Source organism: Niallia sp. FSL R7-0648 (genome assembly GCF_038007005.1).
GTDB lineage: Bacteria > Bacillota > Bacilli > Bacillales > Cytobacillaceae > Niallia > Niallia circulans.
Genome location: NZ_JBBOWE010000001.1, coordinates 2,492,217 through 2,516,520 on the forward strand (window position 1 = coordinate 2,492,217; position 24,304 = coordinate 2,516,520).

The 24,304-nt window shown below is 33.6% G+C and carries 33 protein-coding genes, 1 pseudogene and 1 other annotated feature; of the genes and pseudogenes, 9 read left to right on the forward strand and 25 right to left on the reverse strand.

Translation table 11 applies throughout. The annotated features are described in order from the left end of the window. Positions 1 to 58: 58 nt before the first annotated feature. Both NSQ89_RS12110 and NSQ89_RS12115 read left to right on the forward strand, forming a co-directional pair. Positions 59 to 367, forward strand: coding sequence for a hypothetical protein (locus NSQ89_RS12110; RefSeq protein ID WP_341132661.1), 309 nt, complete (start codon positions 59 to 61; stop codon positions 365 to 367). Positions 368 to 449: 82 nt separating this feature from the next. Then, positions 450 to 1,798, forward strand: a protein-coding gene (locus NSQ89_RS12115) for an IS3 family transposase (RefSeq protein ID WP_095259293.1) whose coding sequence is annotated in 2 segments (ribosomal slippage) — positions 450 to 906 and positions 906 to 1,798 — 1,350 coding nt in all. Because the reading frame shifts where the segments join, the coding sequence is not laid out codon by codon here. A gap of 67 nt (positions 1,799 to 1,865) precedes the next feature. Here the strand turns inward: NSQ89_RS12115 and NSQ89_RS12120 are convergent. The 15 genes and pseudogenes from NSQ89_RS12120 to NSQ89_RS12190 all read right to left on the reverse strand — a co-directional run bounded on the left by NSQ89_RS12120 (position 1,866) and on the right by NSQ89_RS12190 (position 12,722). Next, positions 1,866 to 2,144 (reverse strand): hypothetical protein, encoded by a 279-nt coding sequence (locus NSQ89_RS12120; RefSeq protein ID WP_341132662.1) that lies wholly within the window; start codon positions 2,142 to 2,144, stop codon positions 1,866 to 1,868. A gap of 9 nt (positions 2,145 to 2,153) precedes the next feature. Beyond that, positions 2,154 to 2,729 carry a histidine phosphatase family protein gene (locus NSQ89_RS12125; RefSeq protein WP_047941058.1) on the reverse strand — a complete coding sequence of 192 codons (576 nt, stop codon included), beginning with the start codon at positions 2,727 to 2,729 and terminating at the stop codon, positions 2,154 to 2,156. Positions 2,730 to 2,748: 19 nt separating this feature from the next. Further along, positions 2,749 to 3,300, reverse strand: a complete 552-nt coding sequence (locus NSQ89_RS12130; protein ID WP_341133160.1) for an alpha/beta hydrolase family protein — start codon at positions 3,298 to 3,300, stop codon at positions 2,749 to 2,751. 9 nt (positions 3,301 to 3,309) lie between these two features. Further along, positions 3,310 to 3,459 (reverse strand): hypothetical protein, encoded by a 150-nt coding sequence (locus NSQ89_RS12135; RefSeq protein ID WP_341132663.1) that lies wholly within the window; start codon positions 3,457 to 3,459, stop codon positions 3,310 to 3,312. A 28-nt stretch (positions 3,460 to 3,487) separates the two neighbouring features. Next, positions 3,488 to 4,030, reverse strand: a complete 543-nt coding sequence (locus NSQ89_RS12140) for a DUF4269 domain-containing protein (protein ID WP_341132664.1) — start codon at positions 4,028 to 4,030, stop codon at positions 3,488 to 3,490. Positions 4,031 to 4,032: 2 nt separating this feature from the next. After that, positions 4,033 to 4,887 (reverse strand): DUF2785 domain-containing protein, encoded by an 855-nt coding sequence (locus NSQ89_RS12145; protein WP_341132665.1) that lies wholly within the window; start codon positions 4,885 to 4,887, stop codon positions 4,033 to 4,035. Positions 4,888 to 4,928: 41 nt separating this feature from the next. Beyond that, on the reverse strand, positions 4,929 to 5,330 hold the full coding sequence (locus tag NSQ89_RS12150; protein ID WP_095258906.1) for a GNAT family N-acetyltransferase: 402 nt from the start codon (positions 5,328 to 5,330) through the stop codon (positions 4,929 to 4,931). A 230-nt stretch (positions 5,331 to 5,560) separates the two neighbouring features. Continuing rightward, a pseudogene (locus tag NSQ89_RS12155) lies at positions 5,561 to 5,966 on the reverse strand (NUDIX hydrolase). A 90-nt stretch (positions 5,967 to 6,056) separates the two neighbouring features. Then, positions 6,057 to 6,770, reverse strand: a complete 714-nt coding sequence (locus NSQ89_RS12160; protein ID WP_341132666.1) for a DUF4367 domain-containing protein — start codon at positions 6,768 to 6,770, stop codon at positions 6,057 to 6,059. Continuing rightward, entirely contained in the window at positions 6,754 to 7,284 is a 531-nt protein-coding gene (locus NSQ89_RS12165; RefSeq protein ID WP_047941062.1) for an RNA polymerase sigma factor, read from the reverse strand. Before NSQ89_RS12165 ends, NSQ89_RS12160 begins: the two co-directional genes overlap by 17 nt. 127 nt (positions 7,285 to 7,411) lie before the next feature. Then, on the reverse strand, positions 7,412 to 8,173 hold the full coding sequence (locus NSQ89_RS12170) for a GNAT family N-acetyltransferase (protein WP_341132667.1): 762 nt from the start codon (positions 8,171 to 8,173) through the stop codon (positions 7,412 to 7,414). A gap of 127 nt (positions 8,174 to 8,300) precedes the next feature. After that, a complete protein-coding gene (locus NSQ89_RS12175; RefSeq protein WP_341132668.1) occupies positions 8,301 to 10,700 on the reverse strand; it encodes an Ig-like domain-containing protein in 2,400 nt (799 codons plus the stop codon). Between the two features lie 283 nt (positions 10,701 to 10,983). Next, entirely contained in the window at positions 10,984 to 11,592 is a 609-nt protein-coding gene (locus NSQ89_RS12180; protein ID WP_341117909.1) for a histidine phosphatase family protein, read from the reverse strand. Between the two features lie 216 nt (positions 11,593 to 11,808). Then, the gene (locus NSQ89_RS12185) at positions 11,809 to 12,138 is read right to left on the reverse strand and encodes an HIT domain-containing protein (protein WP_047941064.1); all 330 of its coding nucleotides are present in this window, start codon (positions 12,136 to 12,138) and stop codon (positions 11,809 to 11,811) included. Positions 12,139 to 12,170: 32 nt separating this feature from the next. Beyond that, the gene (locus NSQ89_RS12190; RefSeq protein WP_047941065.1) at positions 12,171 to 12,722 is read right to left on the reverse strand and encodes a short-chain dehydrogenase; all 552 of its coding nucleotides are present in this window, start codon (positions 12,720 to 12,722) and stop codon (positions 12,171 to 12,173) included. A gap of 185 nt (positions 12,723 to 12,907) precedes the next feature. Between NSQ89_RS12190 and NSQ89_RS12195 the strand changes: the two genes are divergently transcribed. The 3 genes from NSQ89_RS12195 (at position 12,908) to NSQ89_RS12205 (ending at position 14,580) form a co-directional block, all read left to right on the forward strand. Then, complete coding sequence (locus NSQ89_RS12195) at positions 12,908 to 13,795, forward strand: ribokinase (RefSeq protein ID WP_144545239.1); 888 nt, start codon at positions 12,908 to 12,910, stop codon at positions 13,793 to 13,795. 141 nt (positions 13,796 to 13,936) lie between these two features. Further along, positions 13,937 to 14,143 carry a helix-turn-helix transcriptional regulator gene (locus NSQ89_RS12200; protein WP_047941067.1) on the forward strand — a complete coding sequence of 69 codons (207 nt, stop codon included), beginning with the start codon at positions 13,937 to 13,939 and terminating at the stop codon, positions 14,141 to 14,143. Continuing rightward, positions 14,140 to 14,580 carry a hypothetical protein gene (locus NSQ89_RS12205; protein WP_341132669.1) on the forward strand — a complete coding sequence of 147 codons (441 nt, stop codon included), beginning with the start codon at positions 14,140 to 14,142 and terminating at the stop codon, positions 14,578 to 14,580. Before NSQ89_RS12200 ends, NSQ89_RS12205 begins: the two co-directional genes overlap by 4 nt. A 575-nt stretch (positions 14,581 to 15,155) precedes the next feature. Here NSQ89_RS12205 and NSQ89_RS12210 read toward each other — a convergent pair. Both NSQ89_RS12210 and NSQ89_RS12215 read right to left on the reverse strand, forming a co-directional pair. Then, a complete protein-coding gene (locus NSQ89_RS12210; RefSeq protein WP_412973380.1) occupies positions 15,156 to 15,500 on the reverse strand; it encodes a short-chain dehydrogenase in 345 nt (114 codons plus the stop codon). Positions 15,501 to 15,636: 136 nt separating this feature from the next. Next, positions 15,637 to 16,149, reverse strand: coding sequence for a DUF402 domain-containing protein (locus NSQ89_RS12215; RefSeq protein WP_061798397.1), 513 nt, complete (start codon positions 16,147 to 16,149; stop codon positions 15,637 to 15,639). A gap of 191 nt (positions 16,150 to 16,340) precedes the next feature. On the opposite strand from NSQ89_RS12215, the gene NSQ89_RS12220 reads away from it, so the two are divergent. Beyond that, positions 16,341 to 16,655 carry a hypothetical protein gene (locus NSQ89_RS12220; protein ID WP_341132670.1) on the forward strand — a complete coding sequence of 105 codons (315 nt, stop codon included), beginning with the start codon at positions 16,341 to 16,343 and terminating at the stop codon, positions 16,653 to 16,655. A 39-nt stretch (positions 16,656 to 16,694) separates the two neighbouring features. Here NSQ89_RS12220 and NSQ89_RS12225 read toward each other — a convergent pair whose 3' ends face one another. Continuing rightward, positions 16,695 to 16,943 carry a YqkE family protein gene (locus NSQ89_RS12225; RefSeq protein ID WP_047941071.1) on the reverse strand — a complete coding sequence of 83 codons (249 nt, stop codon included), beginning with the start codon at positions 16,941 to 16,943 and terminating at the stop codon, positions 16,695 to 16,697. Positions 16,944 to 16,968: 25 nt separating this feature from the next. Further along, complete coding sequence (locus NSQ89_RS12230; protein ID WP_061798399.1) at positions 16,969 to 17,418, reverse strand: OsmC family protein; 450 nt, start codon at positions 17,416 to 17,418, stop codon at positions 16,969 to 16,971. A gap of 123 nt (positions 17,419 to 17,541) precedes the next feature. Between NSQ89_RS12230 and NSQ89_RS12235 the strand changes: the two genes are divergently transcribed. From NSQ89_RS12235 to NSQ89_RS12245, 3 genes are all read left to right on the forward strand, one after another. Beyond that, on the forward strand, positions 17,542 to 17,676 hold the full coding sequence (locus tag NSQ89_RS12235; protein WP_268874817.1) for a hypothetical protein: 135 nt from the start codon (positions 17,542 to 17,544) through the stop codon (positions 17,674 to 17,676). Between the two features lie 225 nt (positions 17,677 to 17,901). Continuing rightward, positions 17,902 to 18,810: an alpha/beta hydrolase gene (locus tag NSQ89_RS12240; RefSeq protein WP_047941075.1), complete on the forward strand. Its 909-nt coding sequence runs from the start codon at positions 17,902 to 17,904 to the stop codon at positions 18,808 to 18,810. A gap of 245 nt (positions 18,811 to 19,055) precedes the next feature. Next, positions 19,056 to 19,308 (forward strand) — a binding site (T-box leader). Between the two features lie 68 nt (positions 19,309 to 19,376). Then, complete coding sequence (locus NSQ89_RS12245; RefSeq protein ID WP_445668970.1) at positions 19,377 to 20,597, forward strand: MFS transporter; 1,221 nt, start codon at positions 19,377 to 19,379, stop codon at positions 20,595 to 20,597. Between the two features lie 153 nt (positions 20,598 to 20,750). Here the strand turns inward: NSQ89_RS12245 and NSQ89_RS12250 are convergent, their stop codons facing one another. From NSQ89_RS12250 to NSQ89_RS12275, 6 genes are all read right to left on the reverse strand, one after another. Next, the gene (locus NSQ89_RS12250) at positions 20,751 to 21,221 is read right to left on the reverse strand and encodes an NUDIX hydrolase (protein WP_061798405.1); all 471 of its coding nucleotides are present in this window, start codon (positions 21,219 to 21,221) and stop codon (positions 20,751 to 20,753) included. Between the two features lie 217 nt (positions 21,222 to 21,438). Beyond that, positions 21,439 to 21,594, reverse strand: coding sequence for a hypothetical protein (locus tag NSQ89_RS12255; RefSeq protein ID WP_156485413.1), 156 nt, complete (start codon positions 21,592 to 21,594; stop codon positions 21,439 to 21,441). Between the two features lie 139 nt (positions 21,595 to 21,733). Further along, positions 21,734 to 22,411 (reverse strand): VOC family protein, encoded by a 678-nt coding sequence (locus tag NSQ89_RS12260; protein WP_341132672.1) that lies wholly within the window; start codon positions 22,409 to 22,411, stop codon positions 21,734 to 21,736. 165 nt (positions 22,412 to 22,576) lie between these two features. Then, a complete protein-coding gene (locus NSQ89_RS12265) occupies positions 22,577 to 22,720 on the reverse strand; it encodes a hypothetical protein (RefSeq protein WP_328282663.1) in 144 nt (47 codons plus the stop codon). Positions 22,721 to 22,778: 58 nt separating this feature from the next. Further along, on the reverse strand, positions 22,779 to 23,669 hold the full coding sequence (locus NSQ89_RS12270) for a GNAT family N-acetyltransferase (protein ID WP_047941083.1): 891 nt from the start codon (positions 23,667 to 23,669) through the stop codon (positions 22,779 to 22,781). A 146-nt stretch (positions 23,670 to 23,815) separates the two neighbouring features. After that, positions 23,816 to 24,094, reverse strand: coding sequence for a CD3324 family protein (locus tag NSQ89_RS12275; protein ID WP_047941085.1), 279 nt, complete (start codon positions 24,092 to 24,094; stop codon positions 23,816 to 23,818). Between the last annotated feature and the right edge of the window lie 210 nt (positions 24,095 to 24,304).

The window sequence follows — 24,304 nt, forward strand, 5'->3', positions numbered from 1 at the left end:
TCCTCTCATGTTTTCAAAAAGTGAATTTATGAAAAGCAAATCTGAAAGGAGTATGAATGTGCATCAGAAAATCAGAGAAAAACAAAGTAATAAAAGCAGCTTTTTAGGTGTGCTATCGATTCTTTTTCCTATTGTCCTTGGACTATTGATTCTTAATTTTTTTACAGACATCATTCCGTTGGAGAAAATTCAAGGATTACCTGTTCTTATGCCGCTCTTTTTGTATCCATTTGGAGCAGTCATCGGCTTTTTAGGGTATAAACGGAATAGAGATACCTTATCACTAGTAGGTATAATTGCCAATGTAGTATTGTTTTTGTTCCCTATTTTTTACCATATACTAGGCACGCTTATAATGGGACATTAATATAAATTTACGAAAACCACTTGAAGTTGAACTGCACCCCAATTGTTAGACACAAACTAACAGTTGGAGGTGCAGTTTTTATATGTCTAAATTTAATATAGAGGAAAAAATAGAAGCAGTTATTCGTTATCTACAGGGAACGGAGGGGGTAAAATTTATTGCGAAATCCATAGGGGTACATCATACAGTCTTATTAAATTGGATAAAACAATATGAATATCATGGTGCCGATGCTTTAATAAAACCCTATACATCTTATACAACACAGTTTAAACTAGACGTACTGAATTATATGAGAGAGACAGGGACGTCTATAAGGGAAACTGCTGCAATATTTAACATTGCAACACATAGTACCATTCTAAAATGGCAAAAAGGTTTTGAATTACATGGAATTGACGCCCTGAAACCAACACAAAAGGGGCGCCCACCAATGAAAAAGGAAACGAATAAACCTCAACCAGTAGAAGGGTCTGAAGAAGCATTACGAGCTGAAAATGAACGTTTACGGATGGAGAATGCTTACTTAAAAAAGTTACATGCCTTAATTCAAGAAAAGGAAAAACTACAGAACAGGACAAAGCGCAAATAATTTATGAATTAAGGCAAGAATTTAAAGTGATTGATCTAGTAAAGGTCGCTGGTATTGCGCGTAGTACGTATTACTATTGGGTAAAACAAATGGATCGCCCAGATAAATATAAGGAAGTTAAAGAGTTAATTCAGGAGATTTTTGATGAACATCAGGGACGATATGGATATCGTCGGATCACATTAGAATTACATAACCGAGGCATCAAAATAAATCATAAAACAGTCCGCCGTCTTATGAATGAGATGGGATTAAAGTGTCTTGTGCGTATGAAAAAATATCGTTCCTACCGTGGGCAAGTAGGGAAAATAGCCCCAAATATTTTGGAACGTGATTTTAAAGCATCGAAACCAAACGAAAAGTGGGTAACGGATGTAACAGAATTCCATCTACACGGGGAGAAGCTATATTTGTCCCCCGTTCTAGATTTATTCAACGGAGAAATCATCGCTTATAACATAGAAAAGCGTCCTGTTTATCTACTTGTTTCGAAAATGCTGGACAAAGCTTTTGAGCATTTGAAAGAGGGTGACACCCCTATCCTCCATTCGGATCAAGGTTGGCATTATCAAATGAAGAAGTACCAACATGCTTTAAAGAAACATGAGATTACTCAAAGTATGTCACGTAAGGGGAATTGTTTAGATAACGCAGTCATGGAGAATTTCTTTGGCTTATTAAAGTCTGAATTACTCTATTTAAAAGAATTTGAGAGTATGGAGCATTTTAAAGAAGAATTAGAGAATTACATTCACTACTATAACCACAAACGGATTAAGACAAAATTAAAAGGCATGAGTCCGGTGCAATATCGAACTCATGCCCTAGTAGCTGCCTAAATCCCGTGTCTAACTTTTTGGGTTCAGATCAAAGTTTAGTGGTTTTTATTTGCTTTTTTGTTCAGCCTCACCCACTAACCTTATCTCCATTTGCATTAAACATAGTAGTGACAGAATGATGTTTATATAAGGGAAACTGATGAAGCCACATATAGCCATCTTCAAGGATACACACAGCTTTCTGATCATACCTTTTTGTTACTGACTCCACTACCTTTATTGAATGAAAGAGCGCCAAATATCCTGTAAACTCTTCCGTCTTCATAAACGTTTGAGCATATTGCTTTTCTATTATCCGTTTCCAGTTTTTATGATTACCAAATTTTCTTTTTACCGGTATACACACCCATCCTAATCAACATGATATCTGAAACCACCCTGTCTCTTTCGGAAAATCATCTCTACTTAACGGTCTCCCTAATATTAACTGGCGATAGGAAGTAATGGTGCCGTCATGTGAAACAATATAGATTTTCTCTTTTTTTAAATGTCTACAATTTGCTAAAAATTCTTCCGCCTGTCTTGTAAATTCACTATCTATAACAGTATTAAATCCGTTCTCCCATAATGACTCAGGGGGATTGTCGTCTAGTTCAAAGACAGGAAAAATATCTAGTATTTTCTCCTTTTCCATCATTAGATCACAAGGCAAGGTTTGTTTATTCGTTAAGAGAGGGAACATCCTTGGAGAAACATAAGGAGTTACTATTTTTTTACAATCGACTCCATCAGTCCATAGCATAGCTGTTTCCAATGTCCTTACTAAGGGGCTAATAAACACAATATCCTGAGTGGTTAAAGGCAAACGTTCCTTTAGCTTATTAGCTTGATCCCTCCCCTTTTTTGTGAGAGAAGGATTTCTTTTTTGTAAACTAGCAGGAAGGTTAAGTGTATGTTCTCCCTCTCCATGTCGTATAAATATTAAGTCCATCTTATCCACTCATCCTTTTTTAAATTTCCTTTAACCAAGCAATAAGTTTCTCTACCATTTCGGGTGTAATTGCATGATTCACTTTTTCAAAAATTCCCCACTCCACATTGGTTCTTCCCTTCTCCTGGCTAAGATACTTATAGTAATTTTCTTGACCCTCGATTGGAATTATCGTATCACTATCTCCATGCATAAGAAGAACTGGTGATAGACTCCTCGTTGTGTTTATTGGATCGTATTTCTTTAATAACTTCTCTTCTTCTTGAGACATCTCTCCTCTATCATCTCGTATACGAAATAATTTTTCTGTAAGGAGGAAGGAACCCGAGCCATTGATGTTTGCTAAGCCACTTATGTCAGGCTCTCTCGCAAAAATACCATTTGCTATAAATCCCCCCATTGAATTGCCTATTAATATGATACTGTTTTTCTTTATTCCTACTACGCCTAAAAAATCATTGAATTCATCAATAGTATGGAAAATAGTATCCCAAAAGTACTGCTGAGTAATGTTGTAATCAAAGTGATCTTCTAAAGGAAATCTTTCATCGTGATATAGGATGTCAGGAATTAATACGCCTTACCCTTCTTGAGCAACTTCTTCGGCCAACTCTATGTATCCCTTCGCTGTTCCACCCCAACCATGATATAAGATTACAATTTTGTCTTTATTTTGAATATTTTTCGTAGATTGATAAAACTTCCATTCACCGATTATTTTTCTTTCCACTGTTGTCCCTGCCTTTTTCTGCTGATACTTAAATGAATCTCTTTGCTTTCCCGTATTCTATCAGCGCCTGATAAGGATCACCTTTTAATCCTAGAACCTGACAAAAAGCTGGCTCTGTTTTATAGCCTTGTTTCTTTCGTATAAGTACTTCTTCTTTTACGGATGGATTTATCCTTAAAACGGCGTGTTCAATTATCATATGGAGATACGCATATTGCTGCTTAACCGGGATAGGCTGACCAAACAATTCAAATTCAAAGCCATCAAAATAGAAATTTACTTTGATTACTTCTACTTCTCTAATCATTAATCTTTTTAGGCGAAAATGATTCATTTTTCCAAAATAATCGATGATAATCTGGCTAAAAATTTCAAATTCGTAGACTTCCATTATAATATCTAAGTCGGAAGACTCTATATCCACTCCAATTGGAATGGTTCCGCTAAGAATTGGCTTATAAGAATGTAAAATTTCATTTATTTTTAATTTCTTCAATGCTAAATATGCTTGCTGCTGTTTAGCACTACCTCCCTGTAAATAATCTGGCGTATCAAATAGTATCCAGTCCATCGTTAATAAATCTCCTTTATAGCATGGAGTACGACTGGCTGTAGAGAAGATAAGGAAGGTTTGTCTATTATTGTCAACGATAAACTTTTTAAGAAATTTTTGCAATTCGCTACCAAAAACCAATAATTTTCTTCCTCTAATTCATTCTTATCTTTCTCTAACTCCTTCCTCCTATTTTTTATCCAAGATTCCAACAATTCCTTCTCTAAACCGTTATCTGCCATTTGTACAATGGGAATAATCATGCGTTCTTCTTCATCATGAATATAGACACTCTCCGCCTGATAGATTTTACCCAAAATCGCCTTCACTATTTCTGGATAATTACTTTGCTTCATTTTTTTATTTTTGACAAGTTCATCGAAAGCATCTGCTGCATGTGCAACACTATGGGCCCATCCTTTTTCTCTAACATATCCCCTCACATCTTTTTCACGATTTACATAGCTAATCAACTTATCCTTCACTTCAAGGACCTTTGCCCTTGATAAGAAATCATCGCGATTATCTTGATAAAGTATAAGTGCTATTAATAAAGAGGTGAAAGAACGAGTGAAAACAGAATCTGTATTCTTTTCGCCAATTCCTTTAAATAAAAATTGATCACTTGTACAAATATCTAATATTTCAATTAATAGATCGTTATCTAGTTTGGATTCCAATATAAACTGACAAAATGTTTGATAAATCAAGTTATCTCTTAACTCGCTATCAGGGGAGCCAATATGTTTAAGCATGGACAGGATGACTTTCTGTTTTGTTTTTTCATCCGATGTTATTTCATCCAATTTATCATTTCCTAAGAAGTACTTTAACTCTTGTTCCTTCATTGCAATTATATTTTCTATTAAATTCAAATTCTCACTCCTATCAAAAACTAGGGAAGTATAATCCATTTTCATTTCTTTACTTTATGCATGACAAACTGTGAGTTGCTTTTTTTAAACTCATTCTTGTTGTAAAAGGAAATTAAATCTTCCTCACAAAATAAACTGATAACATCAATATTAGATAATTCATCTACCATTTTAGCAATTAGCTTTATGCCAATTCCTTTCCGATTAAAGGAGCTGGAAATAACAACATCCTCTATATACGCTCTAAAAATCCCATCCGATATTGCTCTTGCAAACCCAATGAGCTTGTTCTTTTCCCATGCACCTACAGCAAATGTTTGGGATAACATTTTTTCTATATCCTGCTCCGTTCTTTCCTTCCACCATCCTGCATTTTTATATAGTTCTATCACCTCGCAAGCCTTTATTGGTTTCTCTTGCGATGTTCGTATTTCTATTTTCATGTCGTCTGCCTACCTATTTTTTATTTGTCAACTTTGTCAGCCAAAACAATTTCCAAAATACAAATTCATACCAGTCAACCTGATATGATGCTTTTTTAGCATAAACTTTTTAAGATCAAAACTCGGTTCGCTCCCCTTCAAAATTATACCATTAAACCTCAAAATATGATTAAATTTCCAAAACCAAAAAAGCAAAGTGACCTTCGATAAAAAGGTCACTTTTTCTAAGATCAATGCTTTCTAGCAAAATATTCTTGTACTTTTTTAGCTACGACATTAGGTTTTACATCCATAACGGTTAAATCATCTATGTCTACCCACATAGGCAAATAAGTGCCACGATCTCGATTAGAATTAGTAAACTCTTCACCTTGCCCTGATCCAATCGTTCCATGAATGATATCAGCTAGAAAAAAATACGGAGTTCCTTGCTTCTCTAATTCTACAAGGCATTCTTTTAGTTCGACAGTTACCCCTAACTCCTCGAATGCTTCCCGTTTAGCTGCTTGCTCAGGGCGTTTCATCTGCTTCAATTCCTCCGCCAGGAAAAACAAAATAAACGGAATTATCTCTTACTCTTTTAATTAAACAAACTTTGTTCCCTTGGCTAATAACAACAGAACCCCTATTTCTCAACGTATTAACTCTCCCTTATTTTTACCATTCGGATTTTCCTCGCTAGCAATAACAATTAATTTTCCAATCACAAATTTAACATTCTGTTCTTCAATAAAATTCTATCATTTCGGCAATTTTGATTAAATCTCTTACATCTTTTACACCCGAGATAGTATATTGGTATCTATCTGTTTTTAGTATTAATTTTGGCTTTTTCTCCATATCTACTAAAACAGCCTCTTGATTATTAATCGTGATCTCGTATTCTTTTTTCACCACACTGTTTATTCCGTTTCCTCGCATATTATTAGGCCTTTTTTCTGAATGGATAGAAAAATATTGGCCATTCTTTAACGGATAATCAACATTAACTAGAATGGAACGTTTTTCTTTTCTCGCACTTATTTTTGGTTCACCGGCAACTACAATGGAAGATAAATTATTAGTATTTAGGTTATATGGTAATATCGCTTCCTCTGATAGATAAACAGTTGTTTTATTTTCGATTTTATTCTGCTCTTCAACTGTAAAAACTACTCCTTCATCTTGATCCGCTTCCATATCGAAAGCTGCATTTTTTGCTGCCCCTTTTTCAAATGGGAGTGATTCCATTTCCATTTGAGTGAAAAGAAAGAGAATCACTGCCGCTCCTATAATTGCCACAAAAGGGAATGGTTGAAGTGCATTTTTCGTTTTCCGATTATTCTTCATCTGCTCCCTCAGCTTTAAATGCAAAGCATCTTTTCGTTCTTTATTCCAATATATATCAGCTTCTAAGTCCCTCAATTCTGCATCTAGTTGTTCCTTATATAATTTTTCCATTTAATTCTCCCTCCTTTTTTAATTCTTTCTCCAAAGCTCTCATGGCTCGAAATAAGGTCGACTTCACTTTAGCCTCTGACCATCCTAAAATCCCTGCCGTTTCTTCAATAGAGAATTCTTTTAATTTTCTTAGAATAATGATTTCTCGATAAGTTGATTTCAAGGTACTTAACGCCTTGTAAATTTCTAATGATTGTTCTCTGATCTGCAGCATCTCTTCAGGTAATGGATTCTCATCTTTTTTAAATAAAAAAGCTTCTTTTAGCAGTATTACCGGCTTCTTTTTTCTAATCATATCGACGGTGAGATTATGAGCAATCCGATACAGCCACGTTTTTTCACTTGCATCCCTTTTAAATGTTTCCAAGTGGATAAAAGCTTTCAAAAAAGTATCGTTTGTTAAATCTTCTGCCTGCTGATAATCTTGAATCATGATGAAAATATATTTAAAAATAGCTTCTCCAAACTTTTCATACCATTCTAAGATGATTTTATCTTTCTCATTTTCCACCATTTCCCCTCCTTTATTAAAAATTCTATGTATAGACGGATAGAGTTCTAAAAAGTTTTACTTTTTTTAAATATTTTCAAAAATAAAAAGTGGATTCCTGCAAAGAGGTCCACTTTCGGTAATTCTCTGTTTATATAAATTCCTTCATTCTTTTCATCGCAGAATGAACTGTAAGCCGGTGATAAGCGACTAATTTATTCATAAAAATCACTCCATAAACACCATATGGAGTTGGCGACAGCTTTAATAATTCTTCACGTGTTTGGAGATGGTGAATTTCTGCCTTTATTTGTAATTTACTAGCTGCTTCTATTACATTATCGATGGCTATATCGATATAGGGGCATTGCGCTGTGCGGAGAATGGTTAATTGGTTGTTATGAAGTGTCAGTCGTTCTTCCCAATCATTCGGAAAATATGGATTTGCTGCTTCATTTATTTTGTAGACTAATAACTCGAATCCATAGGGAGCATCTTCTAGTTCAGTGAAATCTTTTTTTAAGAAAACTTCCTTGCTTGGCGTCCAACAGGTTGTTGGATTTGTTACCACGATAATGCCATTCTTTTTATGATTTTTTGCATCTTGAATTACCTTTTCAATTAGCTGAGTTGCATAGCCTTTACCCGTTATATTTACCCATAGACAATGGATGACATAGTAATTTTCCCCATATACTACTCTGGAGGAATGTTCAATGGGTGTATATTCAATAAAACCGGCCAGCTTGTCATTCTCCATTAGTTGAATATATTTCAATCCTTGTCCAAATTGATCCATTAACCATGCTTTTTTTGCTTGATAGCCTGTTGACTTCTGTTTGCTTCTTAAACAATAGCAGCCATTTGCTTGTATATTTTCTGCGGTTAATTCAATCAGCTCTATTTTATTCAAAATGTTTCTCCACTCCCCATCTCAAAATGTTCACTCATTTCTGCCAAAACTTCGAATTATAGAAACTATGGAAAAAACTATAATAATAGGATATCGTCTTTTCTTACACAAACGATATCCTATTATTTTATTTCACTTTTATTTTTGTTGCTTGACTCTTATTCTTTGCCTTATCTTGTGCATATATCAATAAGCTTGTATTTTTCTTTTGTTTTTTGATTGTCATTTTAAAGGAACCTTTTCCATCAGCTGTTGTTTTTTGCACGAATTTCTTTCCATGATAAATAGTAATAGTTGCGTTCGCTTCTGCTTTTCCAGCAATAAGTGTCGTCTTCGATGTTACATTTGTCGTAATCTTTGGCTTTGCTGGAGGAGTCTTGTCGATAACTTTTATTGCTTTGGATGTACTATTCCCAGCTGCGTCTATTATCTTAATTACTAATTTGGTTCCTCCCTTTTGTTTTGAAATCTTTATTTGGAAACGACCATCTTTTTGTACTGTACTTTTTCCTAGTTCCTTTTTACCTGCCAGTACTACAACTTTTGCATTTACTTCTCCTTTTCCTGATACAGTTGTCGACTTATCTGTAACTTCCTTAATTTGAGGTTCCTTTGGAGGTGTTTTATCGATATTTTTTATGGTTATAGACTTAACCTGTTTATTTCCTCCCAAATCTACAACAGTAAAGGTATATGTTCCATTCTTTTTCACCATATACTTTACGTTTTCATTATTCACTTTCTTCCCATCAGGTAGCTGGATATACCGAATTCCCAAATTATCCTTTGCGGTTATTTGGAGTTCTATATCTCGGTTTGTTGGTTTCTTAGTTTTTTGTGTAATAGTAATACTCGGCTTTATTGTATCTGTAACTTTTTGGCTAAACTCGCGTACAGAATCATAGAGATTCCTACTACCAGAACTTTTCGCATATACTTTAAATTGAAAAGTTCCAGTACCTGCTGGCTGCCATTCTAGCTTATTATTCCTACTATAACTTTGTATTTTTTTCCAATTACTCCCCTCTTTTATATAAAACTCATATAGAGGATTGCTTCCTCCCGTAGTTCCTCCAATAAATGTATACATCTTGGGTGCTTGTGAACTATCTTTTTCCAGAAACACCTCTGACACTGGTTCAACAATCGTTCCAAATGTTATGACAATATCACGATCCAAGCTTTTGCCTGCATAACCGGTAATAGCATTTTTATTTATCGTTAATTTATATTTTTTTCCCTTTGTTAATAATTCTGGGAGTATATGCAAATAATTATCATCAGACTCTATTTGAATAGGAATCTTCTTATCTCCCTCCATAAGAGTTATTCCATTTCTATCCTTCCATCTAATCCCCTGATTAAAAAAGAATAAAAGTTCAGAATCGATTTCCAGATTACTATTATCTTGTCTTAAACTTGCCCACTCGTCATTTTTAACATCATAAAACAATGAATCCGTTAATTCAAAGGAAGACGGCTCAGTGTTTTTCATATACTCTACATAGTTATTTCCGTTCTCATCTTCATAGATAGCAATTAATCCATTTTGATAAAAAAGAGAATGAACAAAATAATCTTCTTTTAATGAATAGTAATAATCGGCAGATCCATAGCCATAAACATCTATTCCCCCAAAACTACTAGCTATATAAGTTCTGCTTCCAGAATCATCAAAGGCAATGTCATTAAAAGTTTCATATTCATTATTTTCCTCATCATAGGCCATCCTAAATTCAAAATCGAAAGTCATATCCTCTTCTTGTCCAGTTGATAAACGAAATACAACCCCATTCATATTATACATATATTGTCCGTCTGGGCTTATAACCATTTCCGAGCTTAAATGATAGTCTCCGTGATATGGGGAGTCATAATGGTCTACAATCTTGCCATTATCAATTAGGTAGGCATAGGCATCTATTGGACTTATTGCTGAGTCCAATGTATAAAGACGGTGTAACTTTTCATTGTAGGAAATACTAGATTCCATGTAAATGGATGTATTATCATCGCCAGCATTTTCTGCTACTTCTTTTTTCGTATTTAAGGAATAAACCTTAATAGTTTCCCATTGATTAGAACCAGGAGTTATATAAAGGTAGCCATTCTGATCGATCGCAATATCCCATGGATCTGTGGATATTGGAAAGGTATCTAATAAAGTAAAATTTCCGGCATCCACTTCTGCAATGGCTCCTTTTAAGCCCTTTTCCGTATAATATGAATGTTTCATTAAATGCTGAGTCACATAGACTTTGTCCTTGTATACTTCCACTTTTTCTGCTGGGTATTTAAGTTTTATCTTTTTTATTTCTCCCGTTAGATAATTTACTCTATGCAAAATAGGCTTACCTGTTTCTACCATATAAATATATGGGCGATTTGGATCAATCACTGCATCATCTGCTTGGAAATTAATCGATATCGCATTTGAAGCTGCCTTTATTTTGCTGTTAGAACCATAAGGAACAAATAATGATAACAGCAGTATAATAGCTATAAATAAATGCACTTTTTTTCGCAAAAAACTCTCCCCCTGTAAGTCTCTCTATAATCGTTGTTTAGTTTCATGAATTTTATACTTAATATAAAAGACAATTGACCTTCAAGCTTTCAATTATTTTTAAATCTTTTTTTGCTGATTTTAAACGACTTTAATTCTCCTTCTTCTTTTTTATCGGTAATCTTCTTCCATATTTTTATCTTTTTCCCGTCCTCTACATTTTATATAAATAGTCATCTAAAAAGTTAATGCCTTAAGCATAAAATGGTGGTAAAAAATATAAACAGGAGTAGTCAAAATATCTCTACACCCGATGTGATAGATCCCCTTCTAATACAATCCTGCCCATATCACCGTTGATTTCTATAACAGTAAGACTAGTATCATGAATAAAAGGTGGTTCCCAGATTTTCTCCATTGGCAGCTCTTTAAAAATTGCTAGTAATAACTTTATCACCACGGAGTGCGTTACAAGCAGAACATTACCCGAAGCATAATTTTCTTTCACTATATTTAATGCTTGTTTAACCCTCTTTTCCACTGCAAAAAAATCTTCGCCATCGCTGGATTTGTAACGATGAGGGGCATTCCAAAAGAAATCAAATGCTTCTGGATAGCTGTCTTTCAAATATTCTGCTTTCTTTCCTTCCCATTTTCCCATATTAATTTCTTTTAAATGATCATCGAAAATAATCGGAATCTGCCTATCTCCTTTTATAAGGTTCGCTGTTGCGACCGTTCTTTTACTAGGGCTTGTATAGATTGCAGCAAATTCTATTTCTTTCAATCTTTCACCTAATAATACTGCATTCTTTTTTCCTTTTTCCGTTAAGTCTGAATCACTCCATCCTTGCATTCTTTTTTCTATATTCCACTGTGTTTCTCCATGTCTTGTTATGTAAAGGGTTAGCATTTCTAGATCTCCTAATCTACCATTTCTGAACAACAAAATGGTTTTTATTCCTTTTACCGGTGAAGTTTCCATAAAACCCTTTTTCAGTAGTGAACATAAGGATAGGGGGCGCCCCTTCCTAGCTTGTAATCTCCCTTATTAAATAATTTCCGTTTCAGAAATATTCAGTATTTGAAATGAATAATGATATTTTACTATATTTTTAGATTCGACCATTTACCTTAGCGGTTTGCCATGAACAATATGCCAATGAAGATGTTTGGAGTCTTGATACTTGCCAAGATTGGTGATAACTCTGCATGCACCATGTTCCTTTGTCACGGTAGCAGCTACTTGCTTTACAACACCCAAAAGCTCCAATAGTAAATGATTATCTCCTTCTTCTAATGCAATAAGAGAAGCGATGTGTTTTTTGGGAATTGCTACTATATGAACTGGATAAAAGGGTTTTGTATGATAATATGCTAACACATTTTCTGTTTCCATCACTTTTCTAACCTTTGTTTTTCCACTAAGAACTTCGTCACAATAAAAATCTTCTGACATCTTTTTTCCTCCATTTCCTTTTTAAACACTGTCTATGGTCTTTTCTCCCATGGTTCCACTACACCTACTACTTTTCTCTTCCAATTATTTTTTATGGCATCAATCACCCCAGCTGAAATCTCTTTATGTGTAAGCCATCTGGAGACGCTATTCTCCACAATAAATCCTAATTGAATCTGATGATAGCTGCAATTAGGGGGAATCGTTAGTTCCTTCTTTATTTTGGACAAATCCGAGCTGCTCCCAGTAATGTGAAACAAACGCCAATTCTGTCTGCTTTCGGAAAGTTCGTCCTTTACTATATTCAAAGCATTTTTTCCTATCGAATGAACCCATGCTACAACCAAATCAATTGGTCCATTCTGTTGTATAGACCATTCTAATTTCTCCCTAAACGCAGTGTGATTTGTATAATCAACCAGTAAGGGGGTTATTTTCGTTTTATCGTCCAGGTTATCTATTAAACTATTTATTGGGGCAGCTTTTCTGCCAACAATAGATAATCTGCAATCCTCTTGCTCAGCCAGCCATCCAGACACATCAAAAAGCATTCCTGTGCCTCCAATAATTAAGGCATGCTTCATATTTTGCTCCTCCTTATAAATAAGCCTTTAACCAATCAGTTTTCATGTCTTGCTTACTACCCAAAACGCTCCTAAAATTTCCTAATAATTCCTCTTATCTTATTACTTTAACAAACTTAACCCGTTTATTTAAAGTAAAATCAGTGATATTCTATAAATAAGTTAAAAACTATGGGGGGAAAGACTTGAAGATTTTGAATTTTGGTTCTTTAAATATTGATAAAGTATATTCGGTTCCTCACTTTGTTTCTGCTGGCGAAACTTTATCTTCTACGAATTATGAAGAATTTCCGGGCGGAAAAGGATTAAATCAATCAATTGCACTTGCTAAAGCTGGAGCACAAGTATACCACGGAGGGAATATTGGAAAAGACGGCTTATTTTTAAAAGAAGTATTAGCGGAAGCAAATGTAAATGTTGATTGGATTGGTGAGAATGGGAACACAACTGGCCACGCCATTATTCAAGTCTCTGCTAGTGGAGAAAACTGTATTCTTTTATTAGGCGGAGCAAATAAAGAAATAACAATCAATCATATTAACCAAGTTTTAGCGAATTTTTCCCAGAACGATTTACTGTTATTGCAAAATGAAATAAACGATTTAGCATACATAGTGGAAACTGCACACAAAAGAGGATTAAAGATTGCTCTTAATCCATCACCTATCGATGAGACAATTACCAACCTAGATTTTTCAAAAATTGATTACTTAATATTAAATGAAATAGAAGCAAAAGCCATTACGAATGAACATACAAATGACAAGATTTTTCAAAAGCTTTTATCCTTAAACAAGCAGCTAAAAGTCGTCTTAACATTGGGCAATGAAGGCGTAATTTATAAAGATAGTTTAGAAGAACATAGACAAGCCGCTTTTAAAGTAGATGCAGTTGATACAACCGCTGCTGGCGATACCTTTTTAGGATACTTTTTAAGTCAAGTTTCCCAGCAGGCGGAAATAAAACATGCCTTGCAAATGGCTGCAAAAGCTGCTGCAATTGCTGTAACACGGAAAGGGGCCTCCTCTTCTATTCCAAATTTGCAAGAAGTAATGACGTTCACAAAGAAATAGAAGATAAAAAAGTGAGAATTTAAGTAGTGATTCTCTCTTTTTTATGGAATCACAATCATCAAACGGAATATATATATTGCATTTAGCAATATATATTAGTTATAATGTAATATATACATTCCATCAATAAGGAGGATTGCCTTGAAGAACCATATTAAAATTGCAAGAATTCAAGCAGATTTAACCCAGCAGCAATTAGCAGATAAGATTGGCGTTACTCGTCAAACAATCAGTCTTATTGAAAAAGGAAAATACAATCCTACTTTAAAACTTTGTCTTGAGCTCTGTTATTCCCTCAACAGAACATTAGATGAATTATTTTGGGTAGACAAGGAGGAAGAAAAGTGAAAAAAATAAAAGATGAACGTCTAATTATGAAAAACTTACAAAATATTAAAGTAGCCTATATCATTCAAACGCTTGGTATTATTGGCATATTAGGCTATGACCTTATTACAAAGGGCTTAGCTGGAATGAGAGACAATCCGCTATGGTATGTATTTATTATTACTAGCATCATTTCAGCCTATCTATCAATGAATATAAGCGTCGATCATGAAAACAGCAAAAAGGACCCTAAAAAGGGACTATCTCTTTCTATTACTATTGTCACTCTGCTTTCCGTGCTTATTGGAATTCTGATAATCCTCTCTGATAGAGAGCGTATATTAAATGGTGTTCTTATTGGCGGAATAGTATTTATATGCGGGATCATACCTGTACTTTATACTTATTATTTACGGAATAAAAAAGGAAGAGATTTGGATGATGAGGATGAAGTTTAACTCTCTTACTGACATTTATTTTAGCCTGCTGGATTAATCTACCACTTTCGCTTATAATTATTGTAGTGTAATGCTAGAATCATAGTATTAATAAAAGTTAGAAAAAGGTGTAATATGAATAATTTTTTTAGCAGGCTAACCCTTTTTTTATATATTATTTTTTCCTCCTAACTGGAATAGCTTTTTATTTTATCTATAAAGATTTTACTACCACTTTTCCCTTTTATTTTATCATTGGATATATCAAATTCCTATTTTGTTTTATATTTTATCATTGGATATATCAAATTCCTATTTTGTTTTATATTTTACTTACTATGGATGGCAGTATTCACGTGGAAGAAAAACTTTAGCTGGTCTTTATTGGCGAAGAAGGTATCGCAATGTATTTGCCTGTTTCTCTTATTCAGCTTAGTTAATTATCTATTTTCTTATTTTTTTCATCCGGATCAGAAGACTTTTGCATTTTCTTTTACCTCTCTTGGCTTAGCAATAGGTCTTACGTTTCTAAATATTTCTTATTTTCAAAGTAAAAGTAAAAAATAAAGTGACAAAAATACATGATTTACTATGGCTTAAATCCCATAGTGAATCATGTATTTTTCTGCTTCCTGCGCTGCTGTTATTTTTCGAGCTAGATCAATAAGCTGCCCTGATTTTTTAGACGCAACGATATCTAAAAAAAATGGTAACGATTCAGGAGGAATAAGTGTTATTCCGTAATAGGCTAAACCATTAGCCGGTCGTTCAGATGTATGGAAATATGTTTTCATCATCGCTAATGGTTTTATCAGCTCTTGTATAAAATCATCATTTACAGGTATACAATCATAAATATCTGGAGTGTAATGATTATATACATACTGTTTATTGAAATTTTCAATGATTCCAAATTCGTGGGTAATAGTCAAGCTCTTCATCCTTTCAAATAAAGCCCGCCAATTTAAGTTAAATTTTAACAAAAGAAAGATGAGCATACTATATTTTTTAGGATATTCATAAAGTTTGCTGCAATGATCTGGAGCTTCCCTTTAAAAATACGTACATAGCTCCATTTTATAGGCGAAACAAATCTGCTGTTTCTCTAGATACCTCTGCAAGAATACCATCTTTATGCTTTAACAATTGTTGTAATGCTTTTTGAACAAATCCTTTTTCAAACGTTTCAATGGGCTGAGGTAATTCTTCTTGATCCAAAATATAATACATTTGATTAGGTTTAACGACAATATCAATAATTAAATCTTCATAGATAACCATATCATTTTGAAACCAATTTTTTCTCACAATATTGAAATACGCCCCTAAATATTTTCCAGTTGCATCTCGCCAAAAGTATAAATTATATGGCTGATCCAACCAATAATAAGCAAACGTATAGGTCCCTTTCGGAATAACTAGTTTTTGTTTGCCTTTCCTCATTTCAAATGACTTTTCCACTTGATGCAAGAGGGTGATTTTCCTTTTATCCGATTGAAGAAGTTTGCATTGATATTCTTCTATGGTAGAATCATAGCGAATTTTCCGTTCGACTATGTTTTCTCTATCCTTTAATTGCAAGTTTACCACTCTATCATCTCCAAATTCGATTCAACTTTACTCTTTTTTCCCTATCTTATAGGCAAAACAAACATTTATACAGTCAAATCCACAGAATATTCAGCTCAAATATTCTTATCCTGATGCATTCTCACTAAATGTCTTTGTAAACATACTAAAATAAGAATTACAAATTAATTAAAAACGAAGGAGGAGAGTAAATGTATGTAAAAGTATATGAATATCATATTCCAGCCGATAAAATCAAAGAATATTTCTGTATTCAAGAGAAAGCAAGCAACATCTATCGCAAGTATATCGATTCAACAACAACCTATTTACAAAGTAATGATGATCCGACAAAATGGCTGGAAATCACGACCTATCAGAGTGAACAAGACTATCATGCCAATATTGCTTTAATCAATGAACAAACGGAAATTGCTGCGTTATTTCAAGAATTCCAAGCTTTGCTTCACCCCAAAAATAGTCAAATAAAAGAAAAAAATTTCACCAAAATAACAGAAATAAAGTAATTATTAAAAAAGGATACCTTAATCGATATCCTTTTCTTCTTACTTAAAATCCTTCCAATTCATCGCATTTTCATTTAACAGTTCTTCAAAACTTTTATTTTTTTCTCTTTGTCGACGTTCTTCTCTTTTTCTTTCTTCTTCTGCTTTTTGCTTGGCCTCTTCTTGTTGTTTTAGTTCTTGCTTTTTATTTTTCAGTTGATCTGCTAACTGTTCATTTAGAAGATCCCCTAATGTAACAGGCTTATCCTCCTGTTTTGTTTTTTGTACATGTCTCCGCTGCTTTGCCATCTGAATCCCCCTCCTTCTTTGGATTTTACAGTGCAAGTTCTATTGTTTCTTCTAATTCGACTTCTACATTCCCTTTAATCGCTCTTGTAATCATGCAGCTCTCTTCCGCTTTATGGGCAAGTTTTGCTGCAAGCTTTATGTCTTTTTCAGCAGCCTCTTTTTTGAGCACAATCTTCGGGCGATGAATAATTTTTTTGTAAGTAAATACACCGTTTGTGACATCAACTACTGCTTCTGATTCTAATGTTAAGCTTTCCTTCTCAAGTCGACTTCTTTCCATCATTGCAGCAAGTGTAATAATAAAGCAAGTTGCTGCTGCTCCGAGAAGCATTTCATCTGGATTAGTACCGACACCAGGTCCTTCCATTTCTTTTGGAATCGATATTTTTGTTTTTAAATTGCCACTTTCGATTGTCCCAATATCATTTCGATATCCTGGCCAATCAGCTTTTAAATAAAAATGATGTTCTGCCATAATTCACCCTTCTTTTTACTATGCTGTATGTATAATAACATATTTTTTTACTCAAGTTATATTAGAGAATTGGATACGAAGACGATTGCTAGTATCTTCACTTCTATAAAAAAGGGGGGAAGCATGATGACTCAGAAACGCGACAAAGGCTACAGTCAAGCTGGTAAGCCTAATGCAGATACTGTCAAACAAACAATTGCCGCAGAAGAATTAGAAAAGGCCATCCATCCAACAAACAGACAAAATTCTAAACAGTAGTCCAAGCCACACCACACCTTCTACGAAGGTGTGGCTTTTCTCTCTCCCAGCTACCTTTATCTGTAACCATTTATTTCATTTTGCATAAAATTTTTTATCATAACAGCCATCTGTATAAGTCTAATTTTTGATAATTAAAGAAGTTGTCCATTTTGTTTCTTTCTAAAGAAATGATACACTCAAATTAGTTTCTGCTAAATTTTTCAACTTACTGGAGGAATTGGTTTGAGAAAGCTGTTTCGTTATTTGTTTTCTGTGTTATTATTTATTACTTCCATTGGTTTATACTGTTCCAATCGATTAATGTATATGAAGAAAAAAGACAATGACTTTATTGTAAATAGAGAAAAAGAAGCTGGCAGATTAGACCCTGTTTCTTATGAAAATTTAACTAAACAAGAAATTACCATTCCTTCTCCTTATGGTTATGATTTAAAAGCAATCCTAGTAGAGCCTTTTGATACGAAGAAATATGTCATCATTTCCCATGGAGTCACGGAAAATAAAACGAGTTCGATTAAATATATGAACTTATTTTTAGAAAGAGGCTTCAATGGTATTATTTACGATCATCGCAGACATGGAGAGTCGGGCGGGAAAAATACAAGCTTTGGCTATTACGAAAAATTTGACTTAAAGCAAATTGTTGATTGGCTTAAACAAGAAAAAGGAAAAGATATTCTTTTAGGGATTCATGGTGAATCGATGGGTGCAGCAACAATGATTCTTTATGCTGGCGGAATCGAGGATGGCGCCGATTTCTATATTGCGGATTGTCCATTTTCCGATTTCAAGGAGCTTTTAGATTATGTCATCAAACAGGAAATAAAACTACCTGGAAAAATCTTTATTCCTATCGCTAATTTATTTTTACGTGCCAGAGCTCGCTATTCCATTAAAGATATTTCTCCTATCTCTGTCATTGATAAAATAAAAAGTCCGATGTTATTTATCCATAGCAAGAAAGATGATTTTATCTTGCCAGAAATGACGCAAAAACTTTTCGATAAAAAGAAAGGTCCAAAAAAATTATTTTTTGCTGTTAATGGTACACATGCTCAAAGCTATAATGAGAACAAAGAGGCTTATGAAAAAGCCGTTGATGATTTTTTAAAGGAATATGTGCAAAGTTAAAATTTAAGGCTTAACAACATTAATTCTACTATATAATAATGTATTCAGATAAAGCCATCGAAACGATGGCTTTTCTTATAATTCTTTATTATAAGATCGCCTTCTTGAAAAGCTCATCTTGCCCCTTCGTAAAAGAGAAACTATACACATTCATTATAATAATTATTATTTCATTATTTTTAAAAATTTCTTTACATCCCCTAGAAGGTTTGATATGGTAAATAACATTAAAATGCCATAAACAAATACATGCGATGAAGAGAAGAGTACAATCATGCAATTCTTCAAAGAGAGCTCCAGTTGGTGGAAAGGAGTAGGAATAATGGTTGGAAGCAAGCCTCTGAGCGGCACATCGGATCCATATAGGTGATGGTGTGACAGGTCTCCTGTTATCGAGCTAGGGTATACGTATGGTTCATACCGTACCTACAAAGGATAATATGGTAACATATTATCAAACTGGGGTGGCACCACGGCGCGCAGCAACTCGTCCTCAAGACTAAAATCTTGGGGGTGAGTTTTTTTATTATCCAATTTTACATTTTTAAGGAGGAAATAAATTGCGTATAAACAAGTTAGTGAAGTCGTGGAAATACCCTTCTATCTTATTATCAAGCATTGGTGTTTCCAGTATTGGAGAATGGGTCTATTTTATAGCACTAAATTTAATCGTTCTTGATAGGATGGGAGTACTTGCTGTTTCGGGGTTGTATATCCTTAGGGCTCTATCTGCATTTTTTACAAACTTTTGGTCCGGTAGTTTAATAGACCGATTGAATAAAAAACATCTGATGGTTTTGCTGAATATATTCCAAGCAGTGTTCATTGCCTTATTGCCTTCCCTATCATCTCTTTCTGCCATTTATACACTCGTTTTTTTTATTAATGTAGCTAGTTCCATGTATGAACAAACGTCAGTACCGTACATTACCAAGTTAATTCCTCCAGATCAAAGAAAAAGGTTTAATTCACTTCGAAGCTTAATTGATTCTGGAGCATTTGTGATAGGGCCTGCCATAGCGGGAATGCTATTTATGATTGGCACACCTAATTTTGCCATCTATAGTAATGCAATAGCCCTTTTCATTTCAGCTCTTATCACACTTATTATGCCAAATATTGAAAAAAATGATTTTATTGAAACAGAAGATAAAAAAATAACTTTAAAGATTTTAAAACAAGATTGGAGATTAGTTGTCGATTTTAGCCGGAACCACCTGTATATTATCATTATTTATTTACTCTTTAGTACAGTGATGGTTTTGGCAACTGCTGTAGATTCACTGGAAGCAGCGTTTTCGAGAGAAGTGCTTCTATTGTCAGAGAGAGATTATGAATTTCTGGTGAGTATTGCTGGTGCGGGGATAATTGTTGGCGCACTAGTAAATATCATAATTGTTAAAAAGGTTGCTACCTCTTGGCTGATTGGTCTTGGATCCTTAATGGTATCGATCGGATATCTGATTTATGCATTTTCTGCTAATTTTTTGATAGCAGCAATTGGTTTTTTTATCCTTTCCTTTTCTATGGCTTTTCTTAACACCGGATTTAACACATTTTATCAAAATAATATTCCCGTACATATAATGGGAAGGATTGGTAGTGTGTACAGATGCATTGAAGCCTTTTTTATCATTATTTCGACCATACTTTTTGGGATAATGGCTGAAATGATTTCCATTAAGTCTGTTATCATATTAGGAAGCACCATTATGTTTGCAGTAACAATTATATTATTTATCTTTAATACACGGCCTTCGAAAGCAGCGTTTTATATGGAGGAATAATACTGAATACACATACTCATTAGTGCTTTTCCTATAATAAGACCTTGAAAGTTCATGAGAATATCCCAATTCTCATGAGCTTTTGTCAGCAATCTGAACATTTTTTATTGCCCGATAGGCTAATTTTATTAAAATACTTATACAATGTAGATATTATTTAAATACCGCTTTTCTATTGGAAAGCCAATCTTCTAAAGCATCCTCGTGTTGTTTGGTGAATAATTTCGGTACTTTGTCTATTGGAAAGTATTTTAAATCTAAAGTCTCCGAACCATCTGCGATAAGTTCTCCATCAATTGGTTTGCATTGAAAAAAATGAGTGATAGTCTGAGCTGTATCTCCGTTCGGAAACTCACCAAAATATTTAGAGTAAACACCAATAAGGTATTCAACCTCAACATTTACTCCTGTCTCCTCAAGTATTTCTCGTTTAGCTGTTTCTTCTAGAGATTCTCCAAGTTCCATCGCACCACCTGGAAACCCCCATTCATTTCTATCTCCTCGTTTTTGTAAAAGAATTTCATTCCGTTCGTTATAAACAATACCACCAGCAAAATTAAGGAATATTAAATCATGTCCCACTTTTCCTCGAATATAACGAATGTAGTCTTTATCTCTATCCATAAAATTTCTCAATCTCATTTTTGTTTGAAAAGAATAATTAATAAGGTTACATTTAAACCTAATTTCACTTAACTTTTCTAGAATATCAATCTATACTTATATTTGGCTGTGTTTAAGAACAGTTTGGATAGTTGAACTTTATATATTTGCAGATAAAAAATGGAAGCTATTCTTAATAGAATTTAGAGCCACAATATAGTGACTCTAAATTCTATATCTATTCTTTACAAAAATCTACAAACTTTTTTGCTTGTATTAAGGACATGCCTGTTTGTTCTCTCACAAACTTCACCGCCTTAATTTCACCGACGGACTTTATTTTTTCTTGTACTAAGGTAATCAGTTCCTCACTATATATTTTAGTATAATCCATTTTCTCCAACCTCCTCTAATCTATAATACCTTATACGAATAATTAACCTTTTAGTTTCAAATATAAATTTATACAATTTATATTTCGTCTTATATAAAACAACATTTAAATTTTAAAAAAATACAGCTGTTGAGTTTCATTATAGAACTTCTAAATTCCCTTCTACATCAACCACAATTGTGTGATGCTGCGAGGTGATAATTTCCAGAGGGAATACAGCTGAAATTTTATTAGAGAAGAACCATTCTCTTCCTGGTTTATTAAGGATTAAGAAGATGCCTTTTGATTTATCTCCCATAAAGTTGATGGATGTTAGATCTAAAGGTTTATTATCCCGTTCATTAATTCCCACTTCCATCAATCTTTTCCCTGCGGCTGCTACATCACTGACCGTTACCCCTATCTCACTGATGTTTATAACACTTTCAATAGAAAAAGGAGCCTCATCTTGTTCGGAAATAGAGTTCCTTGAAATAAACTCTACTATATTTCCAGAAGGATCATAAAAATAGAGAGAATGAGCTTGGAAATTGGAAAAATACACTTCATCTTCTCCCTCATCATTAATATTTAATGCAACCCTTTCTTTTACCCACGACTTTGCTTCTGCAAATTTATTAGCAAAAATGTTAATAGCAAAGTGGTAATATGGATTCCCCAATACATTTTCTGATGTAAATTTCAATTTGCTTGAACCAGCTTTAATGCAAAAGCTATGACTATCTTCCTTAATCAATGGAAATCCAAGAGTCTCTACATAAAAACTCTTCATTTTTTTGATATTATTCGTTTGCAGAGTTAACAGTTTTACTTCCATTATCTATATCCCCTCTTTCGTTAATATTTCTAATACTCCGTTAATTCTAATATATATCATCCTTAGTAGTCTAAAGTATTGCTTGATGGAGTTACTTCCATTTCATTCACGAGAAATCTCCCTTTCTTAAAGAATCACATCCATCCCGCTATTTGAGGATTGTTTTCAAGCATAGCCAAAACCTTTAGAAGAGATAATATCTGTATCTTTAATTATTACCACACTCCCTCTAACTCCCTTTTGATCATTTCTCATCCCATTGATATAATTTCTTACCCGTTTTAGTTTAATGTAAGTAGATTGTTCCATACTTCCCCAATTAGAATATTAATTTCTATCCTTCTCTTTATATATATTCTCTTACAATTTATGCGTGGGATGTCAAAGGAAATAAGAAATGGTTCGGTAGAGCTTTTAGTAATGGACGGACAAACAATGTATCATTACTCGCTGTTATAAATTTTGTATCGATATTTTTAATCTTGTCATTTGGTGTGAAATAGAAATGAATTCGTTTTATTTCATCGGAAATTAGATAATTTATAATGGTTTCCAATTCCACTTCTTTTCTACTGATGACATCATAAATATGAAGTTGCTCATCTTCCTTCTTAAAGAGAACGATTACGTCTTCCTCTTCGATATAAAAAATTGCGTCGTTAAATACTTGGAGAAAATAAAACATTAATAGTTGCTCGTTATTTTCGACAGCTAATTTGGTTGAAATAGATGTCCGTTTCTTTGCAAATTCCTTCATCAGTAGCAAATCACTTAGATTTTCTATATCTAATTGGCGTATGGTCTTGGTTGGCACCGTTTGTTTTTTTAAATCAGCTATACAAAGAGAAAAGCTGCTTTCTTGTACTTTTTCAAATCCAAACTTCGGATAAAAGTTCAAAACGGTTTCATTCGCAAATAAGTAGATAAAGTCTATTTCATTTTCATGCTTTTCAATGATATGGTTCAGCAATTTTTTAGAAAGACCTTGATTACGAAACTCAGGATGTGTCATTACTGTACCAACTTGAATAGCTTTATATTCAATCCCGTTACACACAACGGTCATTTTGTTGATAGAGGCATTTGCTATTACTTGTTCCCTATAGATAAACGAATAACATATATAGTTATCATTCCAGCAACCATTTTCATCCCATTTACTAAAGTCTATTCCAAATACCTTTTGAGCTAATTCATTAAAGCTTTCTTTATATGTTTCGATATGTTTATAGTCACTTATTAGTTGATATTTTGCCATCCTCCGCTTCCCCCCAATATAATCTAATAAAAGAATCTTAGCATTCTCATTAAATTATATTTTGCTAAATCTGTAAGATACACCTAATATTTAACTCATAAATAAAAATAAGCCAACGCGACACTTAAAAACGCATTGGCTTATTTTTAACTATTATTCTTTTTTTCTTTTAATACTATTCTTTGAATACTCTTGACAGATAAATAATACCTTGCACTTAATATATTCATATCAGTACCAGCTAGATAATCATTATATATATTCTTATTTCTTTCCTTCAATTCTTGCCTTGTACTTGTGTTAGTCCCCCAGCTTTTCTTATTACTTTCATTCCTTGGTATATAGATACATTCACCATCGATATATTTTTGAACCTCCTTCAACAGTTCAGAAGGTAAAAGTTCCATTGCGTTTTTATAGCTCATTTTGCACTCCTAATAATTTTTTTCGTTTTATTAGAAATAAGCAAAAGCTACATTATGCATTTTACATAGCCTTTGCTATGCAGTAAAAATATACTTTCTCAACTCATATCCTCCCTTTCAGTAACGAACCCTCATTATTCTTAATTAAATCATACCATAATATAGGAAAATAAAAGAAGTTAACATAAGAATTTTCTGTATATTACTAAA